This window comes from Francisella philomiragia, assembly GCF_018135955.1.
GTDB lineage: Bacteria > Pseudomonadota > Gammaproteobacteria > Francisellales > Francisellaceae > Francisella > Francisella philomiragia.
In genome coordinates, this window is record NZ_CP063138.1 from 38,230 (window position 1) to 59,112 (window position 20,883).

Here is a 20,883-nt window from a genome sequence, read left to right on the forward strand (position 1 = left end):
ATTTTATACTCCTTGTTCTAATATATCTTTTTTCATTTTTGCCATAGTTAGAGCTGCCTGGACACAGTATTTACCTTTGTGCCCCTTTTTACCACCGACTCTTTCTAATGCTTGTTCTTTGTTGTGTGTAGTTAATATACCAAAGATTACAGGAAGGTTATACTCATGCATAACTCTTTGTGTGCCATAACTTACTTGATCACAAACATAATCATAGTGGTCTGTCTCACCTCTGATTACGCAACCAAGAAGTACAACAGCATCAACTTGGTTAGTCTCTGCTAAAAGTTTAGCAGCATAAGGCAACTCTACTGCACCAGGAACTTTTTTGATATATATTTGACTATCTTTTAGACCTTGAGCATAAGCTTCTTCTAAGGCTCCTTCAAGCATTTTATCTGTTATTAATGAGTTAAATTCACTTACGACAATAGCTAGTTTTCTCATGCTCTATATTCCTTTAATTGTATGTTTTGCTTTAGTTTTCTTGGTTATTAAGTAGTTTCTGTTATGTGAGTTTACAAATGCTTCACAATATACAGGCTCGGCATGTATGTTGACATTTCTAAGAGCCGCTAACTTTTCAGGGTTATTTGATATCAATCTACACTGATCTACATGATTATATTTTAGAACTTGTATAGCTAAATCATATTTTCTAGCATCTGCAGGTAACCCAAGAGCTAAGTTTGCCTCAATAGTATCCATATTTTCATTCATCTGTAGATTATATGCTTTGAGCTTATTAGTTAGTCCTATGCCTCTACCTTCTTGATCAAGGTATATGAAAAATCCTCCTTCCTCACTAATCATTTCGATCCCTTTGTGTAGTTGGTCTTGGCAGTCACAACGTAGTGATCCGAAAATATCCCCTGTTATGCAAGATGAGTGCATCCTAACCAGAGGATTGTTACCAGTGTAAGGTTTAGATAAAACAACAACTTCATCATTACTGAAATTATCTTTGTAGACGCTCATTTCTAATTCACCAATCTTTTTAAATGGTATCGTAGAGCTTGCCATTTTTGTGACAAAAATTTCAGTTGCTAAACGGTATTGATAAAGTTCAGCAATAGTTAGAATAGGTAGGTTATATTTTTTGGCAAATGCTTCTAATTCAGGTGCTTTCATCATTGTGCCATCTTTGTTCATTAGTTCACATAGAACACCAGCGCTATTGAAGCCACTGAGTTTCATAAGATCCACAGTTGCTTCAGTATGACCATTTCTACCAAGTACACCTTTATCGTTGGCTATAAGCGGGAAAATATGTCCTGGTCGAGCTAATTCATCAGCTTTTGCATTAGTTTTTGAGGCTACTTGTATTGTATGTGCTCTATCTTTAGCAGATACTCCCGTAGTTACACCTTCTTTGGCTTCTATAGTCACTGTGAAGGGGGTTGTAAATGTGCTATTGTTTTGATCCGCTGCTACCATTGGTGTTAGATTTAATTGTTTTGCTTTTTTTGAGTCCATTGCTAAGCAAACAATACCACTTGTATATTCAAGCATAAAAGCGATATTAGCTTCTGTGGCTTTCTCACCCGGGAGAATTAAGTCTCCCTCATTTTCTCTATCGTAATCATCAAGTACAACCACAGGCTTGCCTTGCTTGAGAGCTTGTATTGCATTTTCAATATTTTCTTTTATTTGCTTAAACATTTTCTTTAAATCCTTGTATATATTTGTAGATATACTTACCCGTTGCATCAGCTTCAAGATTTACAATAGAGCCCTTAGTATAATTCTTTGCAATAGTGACCTCAATAGTATGCGGTATCAAAGTTACTGTAAATGAGTCTTCAAGAGTATCGATTACGGTTATGCTCATACCATCTATAGTCACAAATCCTTTTGTTACTAGATATTTTAGTAATTCTTTAGATGCTGAAATCTCAACTAGCCACGCTCCACCGACATTTGTTATGCTTATAATTTGTCCAGTTTCGTCAATATGACCTTGTACCATGTGTCCACCGACATGATCGCCATAGCGCATAGCAAGCTCAGTATTCACTAACTGATTTTTTATTAGAATATTAAGATTAGTTTTTTGTAAAGTTTCTGGAACAGCATCAAAATTAGCTGTTGAATTTTGTTTATTGATCTTAGTTACTGTAAGGCAAGTACCATTGATAGCAACGCTGTCACCAATATTGCAATTTGTACTATTATCAAACTTTATACAAAAGGTTCTTATGTTACCTTTATCTATTATATCTTCTACTGTCCCTAGTTCTTGGACAATGCCACTAAACATTGTTAGTTTCCTTAAAATATGAATTTATTAGTAAATCTTCGCCTAAAAAAGATACATCTTGAAATATGAGTTTCTCTTTAGGATTGCATCCTGCTATTACAACAGGTGATAAATATGTTGCAAATTCATTAATTAGTTTTTGATTTATAAAATTTTCTAGAGTCTTTTTACCACCCTCAACCAAAAGGCTTGTTATCCCTGTTTGTCCCATTTTGTTTAGAAGGCTATCTAAGCACACTTGTCCTTTGAATGTTGGTAGTAGCCAGTACTCGATACCAATATTGTCTAGTTCGTTAGCAACTTGAGCGGAAATTTTTGAACAAACAAAAATAGTTTTTGCATGATTTTGATCTAAAACTTTCCAACTCTTATCTACTTCTGAGAGATTATTAGAAATAATAAATCTAACAGGGTGTTTCTTTTTGCTTAGCTGTATTCTTACATCAAGGCCAGGATTATCATCAATTAGAGTTTGCTTTCCAATTAATATCGCATCACAAATATTACGTAGCTGATGAGTATCTACAAATGCTTCTTTAGAGCTGATTTTTTTTGAATCATTACCATTTACAGCTATTTTGCCATCAAGAGACATTGCCCATTTTGCATACACAAAAGGTTTTTGAGTTTTTTGGTAGTGGAAAAATATTTTATTTTGTTCTTGAGCCTGTTTTTGTAAGATGCCAACTTTGACTTCTATTCCAGCATCTTTGAGCTTTTGTATGCCTTTGCCGGCAACTAAAGGATTAGGATCAAGTGTAGCTACCACTACTTTTTGTATGCCTGCTCTAATTAATGCATCTGTGCAGGGAGGAGTCCTTCCGTGATGGCAACATGGCTCTAAGGTTACGTATGCAGTAGCACCTTTTGCTTTGTCTCCAGCTTTTTTCAGTGCATAGATCTCTGCATGAGCTTCTCCTACAGCTTCGTGCCAACCTTCTGAAATAATGGCTCCATTTTTTACTATTATGCATCCAACCATAGGGTTTGGAGATACTGATAACCTACCTCTATTTGCTAGAGTGAGTGCTTGTTGCATATAGTAGTTTTCAATATTTTTCATTTGCCCATCTAAAATCTTTAGTTACATTTAGGGCAGGGATAGCAAAACAAAATAACACACAAACAGCCACTAAAGCCGTTGCTATTATCAGGTTCTACTTTTGAATTTCTTCAATCTTCTTTCATCCAGACTATACTGTCGGCTTTGGAGTTGCACCAAATCTGCTAGACCTTTTTAATATCTAAAAAGCGCTCGCGGGCTTCTGTGATTAGACAGTTACCGCCGGTAGGGAATTTCGCCCTGCCCTGAAGATTATTTTCAAATTATAACATTTCTAAACTTTATATAGTAAGAAAGTTTTTAAATAAAATATGCAAAATTAATAATCAATATTATAATTATATAAATCAACGTTTGTGTGGAACTTAAGTGAATCAGTATTATATATTTGTAATATTATGCGTTATCGCAGGTTTCTCTAGTTATATTAACTATAGGTATCTTAGGTTGCCAAAAGCTATAGGGTTAACTGTTTTAAGTGCTTTGATAGCACTTTTGATAGCATTGCTATTGAAGATTGATCATAAATCTCTCTTTCCCATCTACACATTATTGTACAATGTTAATTTCAAAGAAGTAGTTTTAGAAGTACTTCTTGGCTATCTTGTTTTTGCGTCAGCGATGCACCTAAACTTTATAGAAATAAAAAGAAACTCGTATGGTATATTTGTACTTTCTAGTTTAGGAGTCGTAATATCCACTTTTACAATAGGTACATTATGTTGGGTTGCTGCACCATATATACTAGGAATTCATGTTGACTATGTACGTTGTCTTATGATTGGTGCTATCTTCTCACCAACGGATCCTGTTACAGTATTTGACGTATTCAAGAAAAATACAAATGTACCAAAGAAAGTGAAAACCATTTTATCGGGAGAGGCATTATTCAATGATGTGTTCTCAATCGTATTATTCCTATTCTTCTTATCTATTGTTATAGATGGCAAGCAAGACACAAGCTCGATCAAGCTCGTACTACTATTTATGCAAGATGGGATTGGTGGAGCTTTACTTGGTATTATACTTGGTTATCTGGGTAAGTCTCTGATGAGTAAATTAGATGATGGATATACCCTTGTTATAATATCTTTGGCATTAGTGAGTTTTGGCTCTTGGTTTGCGACACATTTACATGTATCTGAAGCTATTACCATGGCGATTACAGGAATTGTTATAGGAAACTCACGTCCACAGGGAAAAGTCTCAGTAGAATCAAAAACTATTCTTACTAACTTTTGGATGGTTATAGATGAGCTTCTGAATGCTTTCTTGTTTGTATTGGTTGGTATTGAGATACTTGAGATGAATCCTTCTTGGTATTATATCGCTGCAGGCGTTGTTGTTTTTATTATCTCTGTTCTTGCTAGATATAGTAGTGTGGTTATCTCTTTATTTCTTACAGAGAGAAATATAAGAGGCGATTTTTGGAAAAATAATCTTATTATCACGTGGGCTGGTCTAAGAGGAGGTGTGTCGATTGCATTAGCCTTGTCGATACCTTTAGCCCATAGACAAACAAACTCATTTTCAATCGTTTATATAGCAGTTTTTCTATCAATATTTATACAAGGAATAACTTTCAAAAGACTTCTTGATAGGGTCTATAGTAATAAGGTGATTTCATCAAAATCTTAATGCTTAAATACTTGTTACCTAAATTTTATATCTCAGAATTAAGATACATATAAAGCCAATTAACAAGTATAATAAGCTACATATATTATTGGTTATGTAATTTTGGAGATCTTCGGTTTTGAGCCTATATTCATTGTTTGTTTTACTTTGTGTTATAGCCGCGTATTCAAGTTATTTCAATTTAAGGTTTTTAGGTTTACCTAAAGCTATAGGTCTTACAGCCCTTAGTGCTTTTATATCATTATCATTATTAGTGCTAATAAAATTAGAGCCAAATTTCTTTTCACCCGTATATGAGATGCTAGATAGTGTTAATTTTGAGACTTTGGTATTAAAGATACTTTTAGGTTACCTTCTTTTTGCATCAGCAATGCATTTGGATTTTTCTAAGATTAGGGGTTTCTCCCTTGATATAGGTATTTTGTCAAGTTTAGGAGTTGTAATTTCAACTTTTATTATCGGTACCTTAATCTGGTTGTTAGCTCCTGTTATTATAGGTGTAAATCTCAGTTATATTCATTGTTTAATGGTAGGAGCAATTTTATCGCCAACAGACCCGGTGACTGTGTTTGCTGTATTTAAAACTACAAAAAATGTTCCAGAGAAGGTTAAAGCTATCCTTTCGGGAGAAGCTATATTCAATGACGTATTTTCGATAGTTTTATTTTTGATTTTACTATGATCAATAATTCGTGGTAATCAGGATATTAGCTTGAGTAATTTTGTGATAATGCTATTACAAGAGGGTGTCGGAGGTGTCGGCTTGGGACTGGTGCTAGGTTATATTGGAGTTAAATTTATGTCTAACTCTGATGATCCACATACACTTATAATTATATCAATAGCAATAGTTAGTGTAGGATCTTGGATTGCAACTAGAGTTGAGGTATCTGAGCCTTTGGCAATGGTAGTTTGTGGCATAGTTATTGGCAACTCTAAACCTAGAGGTATAGTTTCTGAGGAGTCAAAAAAAGTATTATCAAGTTTCTGGGCAGTTATTGATGAGCTTCTAAATACATTTTTGTTTGTTTTGATAGGTATAGAAGCTTTAAAGATGACTTTCTCAAATGAGGTTATGATCGCGGGTTGTATCTTGTTCGTTATTGTACTTGTAGCTAGATATTTGAGTATTTTTGTTTCGATGTTGATGGTATATAAGACAACTCAAGATAATTTTTGGCGAAATAATCTTGTGATGACGTGGGCTGGTTTAAGAGGAGGTGTGTCGATCGCATTGGTTTTAAGTATACCTCTTGAGCATAGATACAGTCATACCTCATCAATTATTTATGTGGCAGTATTGTTATCAATATTTATACAGGGAATTTCTTTCAGGAAAGTTTTAGAGAAAGCTTATTCTAAGAAATAGATAATCGTAGTCGATTTAGCCATACATTTCTTTAAGGTGTTTATTATAAAATTCTAAAGAATCTGAGTAATCATATTTGCCTGTAATGACTTCTATATATACACCGTTCTTATACTCTCTGGCATTTTTCAGTGCTTGTGCTAACTCTTCTCCTGTTTTTACTTTGATTGTTAACCAATCATTACAACCAAAAGCTTTTGGTAAATCTTTATAGTTTAATTGAGCGAGATCATCATAACTTGGATCAGGGTCTAACTCTAACGCTCTTTCGACCATAAAACCATCGTTATTTATACATAATATAATAGGATTTGTTTTATATCTTCCCATTACTCCTAGTTCATTAAGTGTTAATTGATGAGATCCCTCACCTGTGATTAATATTGTTCTAGAATCAGGATTAGCTAGTGCTACACCAAGAGTTGCAGGTGTCGCCCAACCAATAGAGCCCCATAACGTTTGATTATGATATTTTACACCTTCAGGTAAAGGTAGTTTTGGCATATTAAGAGAGGATGAGCCTGTCTCTACCACAAGATTATCTGTGTTCTTTAAGAATTTTAAAACTTGTGTGTATAGCACGCTAAGCGTTAAGTTTTCTTGTGTTATTGGAGCATCCTGTATTGTCATTCTAGAGTATTCAGGGCGATAGTTTATGCTATCAGCTTTTTCTAATAAAGCATCAAGTAGCTCAGATAAATAAATATCAGCTAGATAAGTTTTCTTGTCTTCGACAAATAGAGGTCCTAAATTCAGAACCTTATCTAAGTCTAAATTATTAGTAAATCCAGCAGTGTTAAAGTCAGACCATAGTGCGTCGCCTAAATTAATCACAAGATCAGCATCTTCAACTATCTTGGCTGTATTTGTATCTGATAATAAACCAGCATAGAATCCTATATAGTTAGGATGTGATTCAGATATTACGCTTTTATCATGTGGCATAATAGCAAAAGGGATGTTTAACTTTTCTATGAGTTTGATAGCTTTCTCAGTTACACCAAATCTATTTAATTTGATAGCAGGGATAGCAACAACTTTTTTAGCTTTACTTAGGTGTTCTAAGACTAGGTTCACAGCTAATTCAAGCTGATGAGGGTTGGTTTTTAGATAACTACAATCTATGTCGTCTGGTGTTATATCTGTTACAGGACGATTTCCACCATCTAGGGATACGCTTATATAAGCAGGTTTGCGATATTTGAACGCTTCTGCTATGACTCTATTCATTTCTCTACGAGCATTTTCAGGAGTAATAATAGCTGAGACACATGCTGCTGAAGCTGACAAATCAAAAAAGTTTCCAAAAACACCATCACCTAATGTATGATGAACTTGCTTTTTCTTTCCGACCGCTGCATCATTTGGACTACCAACTAAGTGAAAAACAACTAAGTTCTCTGCTTTTGAGCCCATGACACCATTTAGAGCACTCAACTCACCAACAGCATAAGTAGTACATAAGATAGCAGCTCCATTGACTCTGGCAAAACCATCTGCAGCATAGCTAGCATTAAGCTCATTAGCATTTACGATATTATTAAGTTTTGGATTGTTGATAAGTGCGTGATCTAGTGCAAATGCAAAATCTCCAGGCACTGAAAATGAATGATCTATTCCTAAATCTACTAATCTTGATACTACATATTCAGCTACATTAGTAGCATCTTTAGCAGTATCGAAAACTTTTTTACCATTAATATTCTTACTCATAAATCCCTCTTTTAGTTTAAATAAATTTTAAAATCACTTTCAGCATATCCTTTGTTCATAGATAAGGCAATCATTTGATAACTATATTTTTTAAAAAAACGGTAACTTGAATTAAGATGTGATTTTAGAGTGATTTTTGTGCAAGGTGTTGACTTGGTATTTTAATATTCTCTTTTTGCAAAAGCGTATTTTTTAACTATTTTGCCACCAATTAGATGCTTTTGAATGATTTTTTCTAAAACTTCTGGAGTGCAAGAGTGATACCAAACATTATCTGGTTGTACTACTGCTATTGGACCATTTTGGCAAACTCTTAGGCAGTATGTTTTTGATCTATAGATATGGCCATTTTGTGATAGTTTTAGCTCTTGGAGTCTCTTTTTTAGGTACTCCCATGACTTCAATGAAACATCCCCTGCGCAACATTTTTGTCTCTCTTGATCACAACATAGGAATATGTGTTTTTCAATATTATCTAGGCCTAATTTTTTTGCTTTGGTTTCAAGTGATGCTGACATTTTAGTTACCCTTAAATTTAAACAGTGTAATTTTATTATAAATAGATTTAAAATTGTTGAGAAAATATTAACAAATATGGAGATAAAATGGAAAATAACATTTCCAAAGAAACACTAGAAAAGTTAGCTCAAGCTTATCTAAAGGATATTAAAAGCAAGAGGCGTTGGAAATTTTTTACTAGATCTATAATTATCTTGGTTGTCTTAGTTATAATTATTCCTGGCTTATTTAGCTCATCAAAGGAGCTTACATCTCATATAGGATTAGTTAAAGTTGAAGGTGTAATAGCCGAAGATGCTGATGCGAATGCAGAAAGAATTAATAAAAGTCTAGATGATGCTTATGCTAGCAAGGCAGTTAAAGGAGTGATTGTTGAGATAAATAGTCCTGGAGGCTCACCTGTACAATCTGATGAGATATATTCTCATATGAGATATCTGCAGAAGAAATATCCAAATATCCCTATGTATGCTGTATGTACAGATGTTTGTGCTAGCGGAGGATACTATATTGCCGCTGGTGCAAAAGATATCTATGCTAATAAAATGACTATAGTAGGTTCTATAGGGGTTATAGGCAGTGGTTTTGGCTTTACTGGGCTTATGGACAAGCTAGGTATAGAGCGTAGGACATATACATCAGGCTCTAATAAGGACTTTTTAGATCCTTTCTCTCCAGAAAGGCCTGAGCAAACAGCACAATTTAATAAGCTCTTAGATGAAACGCATCAAGTGTTTATAACAGCTGTTGAGCAATCAAGAGGCGACCGATTGAAAGATAAAGCTGTGGATACAACATTCTCAGGAGAGCCTTTTAGTGGTATTCAAGCACAAAGGATGGGACTGATTGATGGTTTCGCTTCGGTTAATCAGCTTAAGCGCGATAAGTTTAATAATTTAGATATCGTTGATTACACGCAGCCATTAGATTTTTTGACAGCAGTGTCAAATAAGCTTGGTAATAGTATTTATTATAGGGCACTTTCAGAAACAAGCTTTAGTCTAAAATAAATACATTAGGTGTTGAAACATCTAATAACCATGATTATAATCGATATTATACTAAGTTTTCTAAACTAAACATAACTAAGGAAAGGAAATTATGAAAAAGACTATATTAGGTGCGATGATTGCTGGTGGTCTAATGGTATCTGCAACTACTGCTATGGCTGGTGGTGTGGGTTTCGCTAACGTTCAAGATATATTTGAGACTTCACCTTTAGGTAAGGCAAAAGTTACTGCTGATGAGAAGAAGCTTAAGCCGCAGATGGATCAACTTAAGCAAAACATCACAGCTTTACAGCAAAAAGTAAACTCTTATACTGAAGAGAAAGATGATGTTCAAGCAGATGATGCTAAGGGCGATGCTAAAGATGCTCAGACAGCTGAAAAAGCAGAAACTCAGGATAAGCAACAAGCTCAAGCTGATCTTGAAAAAGCAATGAGAGAATATCAGAACTTGATGAATCAGGTTCAAAAGATGGCTTCTGATGATGCAGATGCATTTAAAGATGCTTTAACTAAAGCTTCTGCTCAAGTAGCTAAAGATAAGCAATTAGATGCTATCTTACCTGCTGAAATGAGTTTATATAACGTTGATAGTATCGATGTTACTAAAGACGTTATTGCTAAAATGCAATAAATTCGATTCTACAAATAATTCAATATCTTTTTTCTAAAACTCTTTTAAACTTACTAACATCTAAAAGTCACTTTTTTTTAACTATAAAGCTATGTATAATCTTAGTTTAGATATAAGTAATTAATTGAAAAAAGAAAATTTAAATCATGGAAAATTTGGGCTATTTTGTATCACAGAACTTACTGTTTTGTTTGTCGTTTATATTATTATTAGCTATCTATATTGTGTTTGAGCTTACACAAACTAAGAAAGCTCAGTATACGTTATCAGTAGCAGATGCTGTGATCACTGTTAATAGAGGTAAGGGAGTATACTTAGACACAAGAGACCAAGAAAGTTTTGCTAAAGCACATATTATTGGAGCGCATAATATTAAGCTAGAAGAGATAGCTCAAAAGCAGAATAAGCTAGCTAAGTATAAGTCTAAACCTATAGTTATATACGGCGATAATCCAGAAAAAGCGATGCAAGGGTTGCGTAAAGAAGGTTTTGAACAAGTTTTTGTACTTAAAGGTGGTTTAGCAGCATGGCTACAAGCAAGCTACCCTGTTAAATCATTGTCAAAATAAGAAAAATTATAAAAATTATTAAGGATCATAGAATGGATCAGCAAGCACAACCTCAGTTTCAAATTCAGAAAGTTTATGTAAAAGATATGTCTTTCTCTATTCCTAACTCCGATAAAATATGGACTACAGCATGGAAGCCAGAGCTACACACTGATTTAAAAATAGAAGCGATCAATCTTCCAGAAGAAAACACTTATGAAAGTATTCTGACTCTTGAAGTCAAGGTTGAAAATGAAGGTATAGTTGCTTTTGAAGCAGAAGTAAAGCAAGCAGGAATTTTCACAGTATCAAATATGCAAGAGGCTCAGATTGAGCATGCAAAAAAAGCATTTTGTCCTAATATTCTGTATCATTACGCACGTGAAGCTATTTCTGATTTAGTCAGCAGTGGAGGCTTCCCTCAGCTATGTTTGTCTGCTGTGAATTTTGATGCTATGTACCAAGATTCTTTAGAAAAGCCTGCTGATAGTAAGCAACACTAAGATTTATAGGAGTTTTAGTTAGTTATGAGTAAAGAAAAAGCTCTAGAGTCTGCACTCTCTCAAATTGAGAAGCAGTTTGGTAAAGGTTCTATCATGAGATTAGGCGATCAAGAGACTGCTCATGATATAGATGTTATCCCTTCAGGGATTATCGCTCTTGATGTCGCATTAGGGATAGGCGGATATCCTAAAGGACGCATCATTGAAATATATGGGCATGAGTCATCAGGTAAAACGACTCTTACCCTTCTGGCAATAGCTCAGTGCCAAAAGCAAGGAGGAGTAGCTGCATTTATTGATGCAGAGCATGCACTGGATCCTAAGTACGCTAAGCTTTTGGGAGTGGATGTTGATAATCTAATAGTTTCTCAGCCAGATACTGGCGAACAAGCTTTAGAGATCGCAGATATGCTAGTCCGTTCAGGAGGTATTGATATTGTTGTGATAGACTCGGTTGCAGCACTTACACCTAAAGCTGAAATAGAAGGTGATATGGGAGATTCTCATATGGGTCTTCAAGCAAGACTGATGTCACAAGCCCTTAGAAAATTAACAGCAAATATTAAACGCTCAAATACTTTGGTAATGTTCATTAACCAAATACGTATGAAAATTGGGGTAATGTTTGGTAATCCTGAAACTACTACTGGTGGTAATGCTCTTAAATTCTATGCTTCTGTAAGACTTGAGGTTAGAAAAGGTGGGAGCATAAAAGATGGTGTTGATGTCAGTGGTAATGAGATAAAAGTTAAAATTGTTAAAAATAAAGTAGCACCTCCATTTAAACAAGCTGAGTTTGAGCTGATTTATGGTGAGGGTATATCTCTTGAAGCTGAGCTTATAGATCTTGGTGCTAAGTATGAGATTATAGAAAAATCAGGTGCCTGGTATAGCTACAAAGGTAAAAAAATTGGTCAAGGTAAAGAAAAGTCCAAAGAGTATCTAAAAGAAAACACTCTTGAGCGTGATGAGATAGAAAAAGCGTTATTACAACTTTTATTACCTCAGAAGTATGCTGTACAAGAGCAAGTACAACCAGAACCTAAATCAAAGCAGTCTAAATCTAAGCAAGCTTCAGAACAAGCTACTCAAGATGAGCTTATCTAAAGAAAAAAACTATCTTTTATATCTACTTGCTAAGCAAGATTATTCACGTAAACAGCTTTTTGATAAACTTACAGTTCGTGAGAATATTTCAAGTGATGAAATAGTTACGCTTTTGGATGAGTTTGAGAAACATAAGTGGCTGTCTGATGAGAGGTTCGCACGAGTTTTTATAATGAGTGAAATTGCTAAGTATCGAGGCAAGCGAAGAATTATAAATACAGCTGTTTACCAAAAAGGCTTATCACAAGAATTAGTGGAGTGTTTTTTGCATGAGGCGGAGATCGATTGGTTTGAGCTCTGTCAAAAGTGTTTACAGAAAAAATATAAAGATTTAGATAAGGTACAATCAGATTTGAAGCTAAAGCAAAAAGCAGTTAATTATCTGTTGTATAATGGCTTTAATTTTGATGAGATAAATTTTGCAATTAGTGGAGAAATTTAAGTAGATAAGTTTTATTCTCAAACTTTTTTACTGTAAGATTTAGTACTAGTAAGATTGAAAAAAATATAGGAGTTAGAAATGGCCAAAGGAACAGTTAATAAGGTTATTTTGTTGGGTCGATTAGGTAATGACCCAGAAGTTAGAACTACACAAAATGGTACTACTGTAGCAACATTAAGTATCGCTACTAATGATGGTATGGGTGAAAATATAACTACAGAATGGCATAGAGTAGTTGTTTTTGGTAAGTCTGCAGAGGCAATTCAAAGATATGCAAATAAAGGTACACAGCTCTTCATAGAAGGTAGACTTCGTACGAACAAATGGCAAGACAAAAATGGTAATATGCAATATACTACAGAAGTTGTTGCTAGTAATTTCCAATTCGTTGCTGGAGGTAATTCTCAGGGCGGTTCAAACTATCAAAATAATCCCAATCCGAATTTTAATCAGCAGCCAAATAATAACTATCCTCAGAATAATCAACAGCCTGCTCCAAAACAGGATAAAATGCCAGATTTCGCTGAGATTAATTCATCAAATTTTGATGATGATATACCATTCTAGCCATATACAGAACCATATTAAAATATAGTACACTAACTGTCACTACTTGTTATATTATTATATAATATAGTCACTTCTTATTTTATTCTTCATTTGCTTTATGTCATACATATTAGTCTTAAACTGTGGAAGTTCATCAGTCAAATTTGCACTGATGAATCCCCAAAACTCAAAATCACTTGTTACAGGTCTTGCCGAGAATATTGGAGCTAGCAACTGTAAGATAACTTTTAAAACTCAACAAAAAGTTCAGAAGCATATAGAAAATGGTGAGTACAAAGATGTATTTGAGCTTTTAAAAGATTTTTTAGTAGAGAATAATTATTTAGAAAAAATTTCTGCGATTGGTCATAGGGTGGTTCATGGAGGTCAGTATTTTTCAAAATCTGTAATTATAGACAAAGATTCATTACAGAAGATAAAAGATTGTATACCTCTAGCGCCTTTACATAATCCAGCACATATTGAAGGGATACTGTTTTGTCAGCAAATATTCCCTAACTTACCTCAAGTAGCAGTATTTGATACAGCATTTCACCAAACTATGCCTGAGTACGTCGCAGAATATGCGATACCTAGAGAGCTGACATGTGAGCATAACATACGTAAATATGGCGCCCATGGAACTTCACATAAATATGTTTCTCAACAAGCAGCGAAAATATTAAATAAAGATGTTGCTAATGTGATAGTTGCTCACTTAGGCAATGGTTGCAGTATCACAGCTGTTGTTAATGGTAAAAGTATTGATACAAGTATGGGGCTTACTCCATTAGATGGACTTGTCATGGGAACTCGTTCTGGCGGTATAGATCCTAGTGTTTTTGCATATATTTCAGATAATCTTGGCTGGAGTATTGCAGATATCACAAATATGCTAAACAAAAAAAGTGGCCTATTAGGAATCTGTGGTCATAGTGATATGCGAGAGGTTTCTGAGCTTGCTGATAATGGCGATAAACTAGCTAAGCTAGCTATTGAAGTATTTTGTCATAGGATTGCCAAGTTTGTTGGTAGTTATATGATTTATTTTAAAGAGTTTGATGGTTTGGTTTTCACAGGAGGCATTGGTGAGAATGCCACTAATATTCGCAAAAGTGTAGCTTCTAATTTAGCGAATATAGGCTTTGAAATAGATGATGCTAAAAATATGAAATCAGAAACATTTATAAATGCAGGGAATAGTCATAATATAATGGTTATTGCAACTAATGAAGAGCTAATGATAGCTCAAGAAACACAAAATTTGATATAAGAGCTTGCTATGAAAAAATCAATACTTATCCTTCCGACATCAAAACATACTGGTCTTAGAATTTTGGCAAGTAGTGTGGTATATGCGTTACAGCAAAAAGGGTTGAAAGTTGACTCATTTCATCCTATTTACGATATGGATATGAGTATCGAGCAAATAGAATCATATTTGCTTAATAATCGTGTAAAAGACTATGTTGAGATAGTTCTAAGTAAATTTTATGAAAAATGTCTAGATTCCGATTTTGCTGTAATATCTGGATTGTTTAGACAAGGTAATAACTACCATAGGTTATATCCATTAAATGCGATTGTTGATGAATTGAATATAGAGATTATAAAAGCTCTTGGCTCGGAAGTAATAATAGTCTCATACCATGGTAATAAACCTATAAATGATATTAATGATGAACTTGATTACGCTATGCGTAGCTTACCAAAGCAGATTAATATTATGGGTGCTGTAATTACAAAGTTAAATGCGCCTTATGACGATGATGGGAGAGTTAGTTTTAGTTTGACTGAAGAGGATATTACTTATGATAAGCAGCAACATGTGGGTATAGATGAGCTTAAAGAGTTATCAGTATTTAAACATAAGGGATTGGTACTTTTAGGTGTTGTAGAGTGGGATAAGGAAAGAACCTCACCAAGGATATTAGATATCAAAAATATTCTTAAGCTAAATCATATATCGGAAGTTGGTTTAGATGCTCGTGTTGATAGAGTAATGATGTGTTCAAGAGGGGTTGATAATTTTATAAGTGATTTGACTCCAAATTCTTTGATTATAACTGCTGCTGATCGATCTGATATCTTAGTGACTACCTGTTTAGCTGCAAAAAATGGTATGAAAATAGCAGGTATTATTTTAACAGCTGAAGAATATCTAGATAATAAGGTTAGAGAGCTATGTGTAGAAACTGCTAAGAAAGCAGGATTGGCAATTCTGACAACAAAAAATAAAAGTGTAAATACAATTTTAAAACTTGCAAGTATTGATCTAATGGGAATACCAATTGATGATAAAGAGCGTATTCAAAAAGTCAAAGAAGTAATATCTTCATCATTAGACAGAGACACAATAGTTAGATCTATTACGTCGGATATCTCTGAGCATCAAGTTATGTCGCCTCCAGCATTTAGATATCATCTTTTGAAGATGGCTCGAAAAGCCAAAAAGAGAATTATTTTACCAGAGAGTTATGAGCCAAGAACTTTACAGGCAGCTAAAAACTGTCATGAACAAGGCTTAGCTGAGTGTGTACTTATCGGTGATAGAGAGAAAATCTTTAAAGTGGCTGAGATGAATGGTTTTAGCTTACCTGAGAGTATCGAAGTTGTAACTGTTGTCGATGAAGCTGAGGCAAAATACCTAAAAACATTGATGGAGCTTAGAAAGCATAAAGGTTTGTCTGAAAGTATGGCTAGAGATGCTCTAAAAGATCCAATAGTTGTAGCAACACTTATGCTTTATTTGGGTGAAGTTGATGGATTAGTGTCTGGTGCTGAGCATACTACGGCAGATGTTCTTAGACCAGCATTACAATTAGTCAAAACTAAGCCAAATTCATCACTAGTATCATCAGTGTTTTTTATGTGTATGCCTGATGAGGTGATAGTATTCGGAGATTGCGCTGTTAATCAAGATCCTACAGCAGAGCAGTTAGTTGATATTGCGATACAAAGTGCTGAATCAGCTAAGAAGTTTGGCATTGAGCCTCGTGTTGCGATGATTAGTTATAGTACAGGTTCATCAGGTTCTGGGGTTCAAGTTGAAAAGGTGCGTAAAGCAACAGAGCTGCTTAAACAAAGTGCACCTGATTTATTGGTAGATGGACCACTTCAGTATGATGCTGCTATGATCGAGAGTGTAGCGAAGAAAAAAGCTCCAAATAGTCCAGTTGCAGGTAAAGCTACTGTACTAATATTCCCTGATTTGAACACAGGTAACACTGTCTATAAAGCAGTTCAACGAAGTGCAAATGTATTAAGTATTGGTCCTGTATTGCAAGGTATAAATAAACCTGTTAATGATTTATCTAGAGGTGCAACTGTAGATGATATAACTTATACAATTGCGATAACAGCTATTCAAGCAATATAAAACTAGGAGGCAAATATGTCTAATAGACTTTTAAAAAGAGTAATAGATAAATACTCTTTTTCTGGTGCAAAAAGTTTTGATGTAGTTAATCCTGCTACAAATAAGTCAATTTGTCGTTTAGAAGAGAAATCCTCAGAGTATGTTGAGGATAGTATTCTAGTAGCTAAACATGCGCAAAATTTTTTTAAAAATACTCCTTCAAGTGAAAAATCGAAGTTATTAGAAAAATGGTTTGATTTGATAATAGAAAATTCTGATGATTTAGCAGAGATTATCACACTAGAGAGCGGTAAGCCTCTCGCTGAAGCAAAAATAGAAGTTCGATATGGAGCTAGCTTTATCAAATGGTATGCAGAAAAGGCAAAAAGAATAGATTCACGTGTTTTTGATCCAAATATTAGTAATTCTGAGGGAAGGGTGGATTATTATCCTGTTGGTGTGGTTGCTGCAATTACACCTTGGAATTTTCCTCTTGCGATGATTACTCGTAAGGCAGCCCCTGCAATAGCTGCTGGATGTAGTGTCATTGTTAAACCTTCTGAGTTAACGCCTTTGACAGCTTTTGCTGCGCGCGAACTTTTTATCGAGGCTGGAGCTGATGAGAATCTTCTGCAGATAGTATGTGGTGATTCAAAGGTCATAGGTCATGAATTTCAGAAGAGTAATTTAGTTAGAAAAATCACTTTCACAGGATCAACAAGAGTTGGCAAACTCTTAATGCAGCAAGCAGCTGATACTGTTAAGAAAGTTTCTCTAGAGCTGGGAGGTAATGCACCATTTATAGTCTTCAAAAGCGCTAATATCGAAAAGGCTATCGAAGGTTTGCTAGCATCGAAAATAAGAAATGCTGGTCAAGTATGTGTAGCTCCAAATCGTGTTTTTGTTCATCAGTCTATAAAAGAAGATTTTATTGCCAGATTGAAGTCAGCTATCCTTGATCTTAAGCAAGGTAATGGTTTAGATGAAGGTGTTAAAGTAGGACCTTTGATTAATGCCGCAGCTGTCGATAAAGTACAGTCTCATGTTGATAATGCGCTGACTAATGGAGCAAAGCTAGTTTGTGGTGGTAGGGTAAATCCAGAGCTGGGCAGCAACTTTTATGAGCCTACTATCTTAGATAATATGCAAGATAGTATGGTTATCAGTTGCGAAGAGACTTTTGGACCAGTTATAGCTATTTTTAGTTTTGAATCTGAAGATGAAGTTATCCAAAGAGCCAATAACACTAAGTATGGTTTAGCAAGCTATTTCTTCAGTAGTGATATGAATCAGATTAGAAGAGTAAGAAATGCTTTAGCTTATGGAATGGTAGGTATAAATTCAGGAGTTATCTCAAATGAAAAAGCGCCATTCGGTGGGGTTAAGCAATCAGGTCTTGGTAGAGAAGGGTCTGATGATGGTATTTATGAGTTTTTGGAAGCTAAATATAGTTTACAAAGTTTTATATAAGTATGTTTATCGTTTGTTACTTATTTCCTATTATTTTTTTACTGTAAAAGGTTGTTCTTATTTTTAGAATCGTGTAACTTGGTCTTATAGCGCTGATTTAATGTATCAACTTGCGAGCGCTTTATAAATTCTGCTAAAGCGTAGTTTGTTGTCTTTGATATTCATTTATAGACCATCCGCTTTTGCAGATGGTTTTTTTGAAATAGTTTTTCTAAAACCTTTCCAAAAAAGCCTTAATTTTTAAATAAATGCTACATATTTATCATTTTTTATATGTGGTTTAAAGACTAAGAGGAGTATAAAAATGAGTATTAAAGAAAAAGAAGGTTTGATAGAACGTTTAAATAAAGGTCCAGTTATCTGTGCAGAAGGTTTTATTTTTGAATTAGAAAGACGCGGATTCTTGGCATCAGGTGAATTTGTGCCAACAGTAGTTTTAGATCATCCGGAGATTGTAGAAGGATTACATAGAGAGTTTCAGCATGCAGGTTCTGATGTAGTAGAGGCTTTAACCTATTATGCGCATAGAGAAAAGCTTAAAGTAGCAGGGCAGGAGCATATTATAGAGGATTTGAATAGACAAGCTCTTAGAATCGCTAAAAAAGTTGCTGATTCTGCTCCTAAGGGAGTTCAGCCAAATTTGATGGCGGGTAATATTTGCAACTCAAATATTTGGAAGCAAAGGGATAGAAAGGCTCAGCTAGAAGTTGAGAGAATGTTTGATGAGATGGTGACTTGGGCGGTTGAAGAAGGTGCTGATATGATAATAGGAGAAACATTTTCCTATGCTGAAGAAGCATTTAAGGCTGTTGAAGTAATCAAAAAATCTGGCTTACCAGCAGTTTTAACAATAGCTCCAATGGGTCAAAACGTAATGTTAGATGGCTGGTCAATTGTTGATACGTGTAAAGAGCTAGAGCAATTAGGAGCAGATGTCGTAGGCTTAAATTGTTTTAGAGGTCCTCAGACAATGCTTCCATATCTCAAAGATATTCGTAAAGCCGTTAAATGCCATGTTGCAGCGTTACCTGTTCCATATAGGACAACAGATGATCATCCAACATTTTTTAATCTACCAGATAATAATGGTTGTAGTTGCCCATCACCACATGGTAGACCATTCCCTACAGCATTAGATCCGCTGTTTTGTAATCGTTACGAGATTAGAGAGTTTGCTAAAGAGGCTTATGATTTTGGGGTTAATTATTTAGGAGTCTGTTGTGGGGCAAGTCCTGCTTTGATTAGAGAGGTTGCCGAAGCTGTGGGATTAACAGTACCAGCAAGTAAGTATAGAGAAAAAATGCAAAACCATAGCATGTATGGAACACATCAGCGAATAGCTAAGCATATACAAGCGTATGGAGATAAGGCTTAAATCTATATCTCTTTTTATAGTCTCTATTTCGAGGGTATTAAAATGGGCAGACAAAAAACATTAGAACTTCTGTTATTAATATTAGCAGGAGGAGTTATATATCCAATAGTTTATCTTAGGCAAAACTTTCAGGATCAAATGCTTGCAACCTTTAATATAAGTATTTTTCAATTGGGTAATTTGTATTCAATATTGGGCTTATCATTTTTCTTGGGATATGTTCCTGGTGGTTGGTTAGCAGATAAGATTTCGATGAAAAAGCTAATTACATTCTCTCTAATTGGTACAGGCTGTATTGGTTTTTATTTTTCAACTGTTCCATCTTTTTACTCTTTATGCTTTGTATATTTAGGATGGGGTATAACTACAGGCTTATCCTTTTCTGCAGCCTCTTTGAAACTGATAAATATCATTGCTGGTAAAAATGCTCAAGGTAAGTTTTTTGGAGCCTTTGAGGGAGGTAGAGGTCTTGTTGAAGCTATATTAGCAACAGCTGCAGTATATATTTATTTTATAACCGCGAAGAAAACTTCCGATAAAGATCCTCAAGCTTTAATAAATGTCATATTAATGTATTCTGCTATTTGTATTTTTGTCGGTATAATTTTTTGGTTCTGCTTCAAGCAAAGTCCAGATATAAAGAAAATTGAGAGAATAGTTAAAGGTAATTTATTAGAGAATTTAAAGATTATATTTAGAAATAGAAGATTTAAATATGTTGTACTTATAATTTTTTGTGCATATCAAGTATTTTGGTCAACATTTAGTTTCTCAGGTTATTTAAATGAATCAGGATTTGGATTAACGACCTATATGGTTGGAGGCATTATTGCTTTGAAACTTTGGACAAAGCCTTTTGGTGCAATGTGTGCTGGAATTTTTGCTGATAAGTTTTGTATATTAAAAACTCTGCTATTAATCATGATTTCTTTGTTTTTATTGAGTATTTCAGCTATAGCTATACCTATGTTTTTTAACAATACCTCGATAATTATTGCTATTATAATGTTGTTTGGAATAGTAACTTATGCAGCAAGAGGAACTTATTGGTCTACTATAGAGATGTGCGATTTTCCAAAAGAGATATTAGGTTTAGCTATAGGTGTGGCAGCAATGTTATCTTTTTCACCAGATATATTATTACCTATACTAAATGGATACTTATTAGAAACCTATCCCGGTGTATTAGGGTATCAGCTATATTTTGTGTATATGGCTATAGTCTCTTTAATTGGTGTCTACTCATGCATTGCTTTTTATAGATTAGATAAGAAGATTAAAACTAAGGCTTATGCAGAAAATTTTAGTGATTATGAAATATAATTAAG

Annotated in this window: 19 protein-coding genes, 1 pseudogene and 1 riboswitch; of the genes and pseudogenes, 14 read left to right on the forward strand and 6 right to left on the reverse strand. The window is 34.4% G+C overall.

The window, feature by feature from the left end; genetic code table 11:
• Positions 1 to 3: 3 nt before the first annotated feature.
• The 4 genes from ribH to ribD are packed head-to-tail and all read right to left on the reverse strand — an operon-like array spanning position 4 to position 3,323.
• Positions 4 to 447: a 6,7-dimethyl-8-ribityllumazine synthase gene (gene ribH, locus IMS64_RS00210; RefSeq protein ID WP_042517268.1), complete on the reverse strand. Its 444-nt coding sequence runs from the start codon at positions 445 to 447 to the stop codon at positions 4 to 6.
• A gap of 3 nt (positions 448 to 450) precedes the next feature.
• The gene (gene ribB, locus IMS64_RS00215) at positions 451 to 1,662 is read right to left on the reverse strand and encodes a 3,4-dihydroxy-2-butanone-4-phosphate synthase (protein ID WP_042517271.1); all 1,212 of its coding nucleotides are present in this window, start codon (positions 1,660 to 1,662) and stop codon (positions 451 to 453) included.
• Positions 1,655 to 2,260, reverse strand: coding sequence for a riboflavin synthase (locus IMS64_RS00220; RefSeq protein WP_211490570.1), 606 nt, complete (start codon positions 2,258 to 2,260; stop codon positions 1,655 to 1,657). Before IMS64_RS00220 ends, ribB begins: the two co-directional genes overlap by 8 nt.
• Positions 2,253 to 3,323: a bifunctional diaminohydroxyphosphoribosylaminopyrimidine deaminase/5-amino-6-(5-phosphoribosylamino)uracil reductase RibD gene (gene ribD / locus IMS64_RS00225; protein ID WP_211490571.1), complete on the reverse strand. Its 1,071-nt coding sequence runs from the start codon at positions 3,321 to 3,323 to the stop codon at positions 2,253 to 2,255. The genes IMS64_RS00220 and ribD overlap by 8 nt, the downstream gene beginning before the upstream one ends.
• Before the next feature lie 109 nt (positions 3,324 to 3,432).
• A riboswitch (FMN riboswitch) is annotated at positions 3,433 to 3,580 on the reverse strand.
• A gap of 112 nt (positions 3,581 to 3,692) precedes the next feature.
• Here ribD and IMS64_RS00230 point away from each other — a divergent pair.
• A complete protein-coding gene (locus IMS64_RS00230; RefSeq protein ID WP_211490572.1) occupies positions 3,693 to 4,961 on the forward strand; it encodes a cation:proton antiporter in 1,269 nt (422 codons plus the stop codon).
• A gap of 133 nt (positions 4,962 to 5,094) precedes the next feature.
• Positions 5,095 to 6,330: pseudogene (locus tag IMS64_RS09785) on the forward strand (cation:proton antiporter).
• Between the two features lie 15 nt (positions 6,331 to 6,345).
• Here the strand turns inward: IMS64_RS09785 and IMS64_RS00245 are convergent.
• Together IMS64_RS00245 and IMS64_RS00250 are read right to left on the reverse strand one after the other, a co-directional pair.
• Complete coding sequence (locus IMS64_RS00245) at positions 6,346 to 8,043, reverse strand: alpha-keto acid decarboxylase family protein (RefSeq protein ID WP_211490574.1); 1,698 nt, start codon at positions 8,041 to 8,043, stop codon at positions 6,346 to 6,348.
• Between the two features lie 161 nt (positions 8,044 to 8,204).
• Positions 8,205 to 8,561 carry a (2Fe-2S) ferredoxin domain-containing protein gene (locus tag IMS64_RS00250; RefSeq protein ID WP_088820670.1) on the reverse strand — a complete coding sequence of 119 codons (357 nt, stop codon included), beginning with the start codon at positions 8,559 to 8,561 and terminating at the stop codon, positions 8,205 to 8,207.
• Between the two features lie 87 nt (positions 8,562 to 8,648).
• Between IMS64_RS00250 and IMS64_RS00255 the strand changes: the two genes are divergently transcribed.
• From IMS64_RS00255 to IMS64_RS00310, 12 genes are all read left to right on the forward strand, one after another.
• On the forward strand, positions 8,649 to 9,572 hold the full coding sequence (locus tag IMS64_RS00255; protein WP_211490575.1) for a S49 family peptidase: 924 nt from the start codon (positions 8,649 to 8,651) through the stop codon (positions 9,570 to 9,572).
• Between the two features lie 91 nt (positions 9,573 to 9,663).
• On the forward strand, positions 9,664 to 10,203 hold the full coding sequence (locus tag IMS64_RS00260; RefSeq protein WP_012280140.1) for an OmpH/Skp family outer membrane protein: 540 nt from the start codon (positions 9,664 to 9,666) through the stop codon (positions 10,201 to 10,203).
• 146 nt (positions 10,204 to 10,349) lie between these two features.
• Entirely contained in the window at positions 10,350 to 10,772 is a 423-nt protein-coding gene (locus IMS64_RS00265; RefSeq protein WP_004286735.1) for a rhodanese-like domain-containing protein, read from the forward strand.
• A gap of 32 nt (positions 10,773 to 10,804) precedes the next feature.
• Positions 10,805 to 11,254, forward strand: coding sequence for a protein-export chaperone SecB (secB, locus tag IMS64_RS00270; protein ID WP_004286734.1), 450 nt, complete (start codon positions 10,805 to 10,807; stop codon positions 11,252 to 11,254).
• A gap of 24 nt (positions 11,255 to 11,278) precedes the next feature.
• Positions 11,279 to 12,361, forward strand: coding sequence for a recombinase RecA (recA, locus tag IMS64_RS00275; RefSeq protein WP_004286733.1), 1,083 nt, complete (start codon positions 11,279 to 11,281; stop codon positions 12,359 to 12,361).
• Positions 12,348 to 12,803, forward strand: a complete 456-nt coding sequence (locus IMS64_RS00280) for a regulatory protein RecX (RefSeq protein ID WP_041268080.1) — start codon at positions 12,348 to 12,350, stop codon at positions 12,801 to 12,803. Before recA ends, IMS64_RS00280 begins: the two co-directional genes overlap by 14 nt.
• Before the next feature lie 78 nt (positions 12,804 to 12,881).
• On the forward strand, positions 12,882 to 13,370 hold the full coding sequence (locus IMS64_RS00285) for a single-stranded DNA-binding protein (RefSeq protein ID WP_012280138.1): 489 nt from the start codon (positions 12,882 to 12,884) through the stop codon (positions 13,368 to 13,370).
• Positions 13,371 to 13,470: 100 nt separating this feature from the next.
• Positions 13,471 to 14,625 carry an acetate/propionate family kinase gene (locus IMS64_RS00290; protein WP_211490576.1) on the forward strand — a complete coding sequence of 385 codons (1,155 nt, stop codon included), beginning with the start codon at positions 13,471 to 13,473 and terminating at the stop codon, positions 14,623 to 14,625.
• Positions 14,626 to 14,634: 9 nt separating this feature from the next.
• Positions 14,635 to 16,731, forward strand: a complete 2,097-nt coding sequence (pta, locus tag IMS64_RS00295; RefSeq protein ID WP_004286729.1) for a phosphate acetyltransferase — start codon at positions 14,635 to 14,637, stop codon at positions 16,729 to 16,731.
• A gap of 15 nt (positions 16,732 to 16,746) precedes the next feature.
• Positions 16,747 to 18,180 carry an NAD-dependent succinate-semialdehyde dehydrogenase gene (locus IMS64_RS00300; protein WP_211490577.1) on the forward strand — a complete coding sequence of 478 codons (1,434 nt, stop codon included), beginning with the start codon at positions 16,747 to 16,749 and terminating at the stop codon, positions 18,178 to 18,180.
• Between the two features lie 304 nt (positions 18,181 to 18,484).
• A complete protein-coding gene (locus tag IMS64_RS00305; protein ID WP_211490578.1) occupies positions 18,485 to 19,555 on the forward strand; it encodes a homocysteine S-methyltransferase family protein in 1,071 nt (356 codons plus the stop codon).
• 42 nt (positions 19,556 to 19,597) lie between these two features.
• Complete coding sequence (locus tag IMS64_RS00310; RefSeq protein ID WP_211490579.1) at positions 19,598 to 20,878, forward strand: MFS transporter; 1,281 nt, start codon at positions 19,598 to 19,600, stop codon at positions 20,876 to 20,878.
• Positions 20,879 to 20,883 lie beyond the last annotated feature (5 nt).

Bases quoted from the DNA above. Each gene is read 5' to 3' on its own strand.
- ribH (WP_042517268.1), bottom strand. From the start codon at position 447: ATGAGAAAACTAGCTATTGTCGTAAGTGAATTTAACTCATTAATAACA.
- ribB (WP_042517271.1), bottom strand. From the start codon at position 1,662: ATGTTTAAGCAAATAAAAGAAAATATTGAAAATGCAATACAAGCTCTC.
- IMS64_RS00220 (WP_211490570.1), bottom strand. From the start codon at position 2,260: ATGTTTAGTGGCATTGTCCAAGAACTAGGGACAGTAGAAGATATAATA.
- ribD (WP_211490571.1), bottom strand. From the start codon at position 3,323: ATGAAAAATATTGAAAACTACTATATGCAACAAGCACTCACTCTAGCA.
- IMS64_RS00245 (WP_211490574.1), bottom strand. From the start codon at position 8,043: ATGAGTAAGAATATTAATGGTAAAAAAGTTTTCGATACTGCTAAAGAT.
- IMS64_RS00250 (WP_088820670.1), bottom strand. From the start codon at position 8,561: ATGTCAGCATCACTTGAAACCAAAGCAAAAAAATTAGGCCTAGATAAT.
- IMS64_RS00255 (WP_211490575.1), top strand. From the start codon at position 8,649: ATGGAAAATAACATTTCCAAAGAAACACTAGAAAAGTTAGCTCAAGCT.
- IMS64_RS00260 (WP_012280140.1), top strand. From the start codon at position 9,664: ATGAAAAAGACTATATTAGGTGCGATGATTGCTGGTGGTCTAATGGTA.
- IMS64_RS00265 (WP_004286735.1), top strand. From the start codon at position 10,350: ATGGAAAATTTGGGCTATTTTGTATCACAGAACTTACTGTTTTGTTTG.
- secB (WP_004286734.1), top strand. From the start codon at position 10,805: ATGGATCAGCAAGCACAACCTCAGTTTCAAATTCAGAAAGTTTATGTA.
- recA (WP_004286733.1), top strand. From the start codon at position 11,279: ATGAGTAAAGAAAAAGCTCTAGAGTCTGCACTCTCTCAAATTGAGAAG.
- IMS64_RS00280 (WP_041268080.1), top strand. From the start codon at position 12,348: ATGAGCTTATCTAAAGAAAAAAACTATCTTTTATATCTACTTGCTAAG.
- IMS64_RS00285 (WP_012280138.1), top strand. From the start codon at position 12,882: ATGGCCAAAGGAACAGTTAATAAGGTTATTTTGTTGGGTCGATTAGGT.
- IMS64_RS00290 (WP_211490576.1), top strand. From the start codon at position 13,471: ATGTCATACATATTAGTCTTAAACTGTGGAAGTTCATCAGTCAAATTT.
- pta (WP_004286729.1), top strand. From the start codon at position 14,635: ATGAAAAAATCAATACTTATCCTTCCGACATCAAAACATACTGGTCTT.
- IMS64_RS00300 (WP_211490577.1), top strand. From the start codon at position 16,747: ATGTCTAATAGACTTTTAAAAAGAGTAATAGATAAATACTCTTTTTCT.
- IMS64_RS00305 (WP_211490578.1), top strand. From the start codon at position 18,485: ATGAGTATTAAAGAAAAAGAAGGTTTGATAGAACGTTTAAATAAAGGT.
- IMS64_RS00310 (WP_211490579.1), top strand. From the start codon at position 19,598: ATGGGCAGACAAAAAACATTAGAACTTCTGTTATTAATATTAGCAGGA.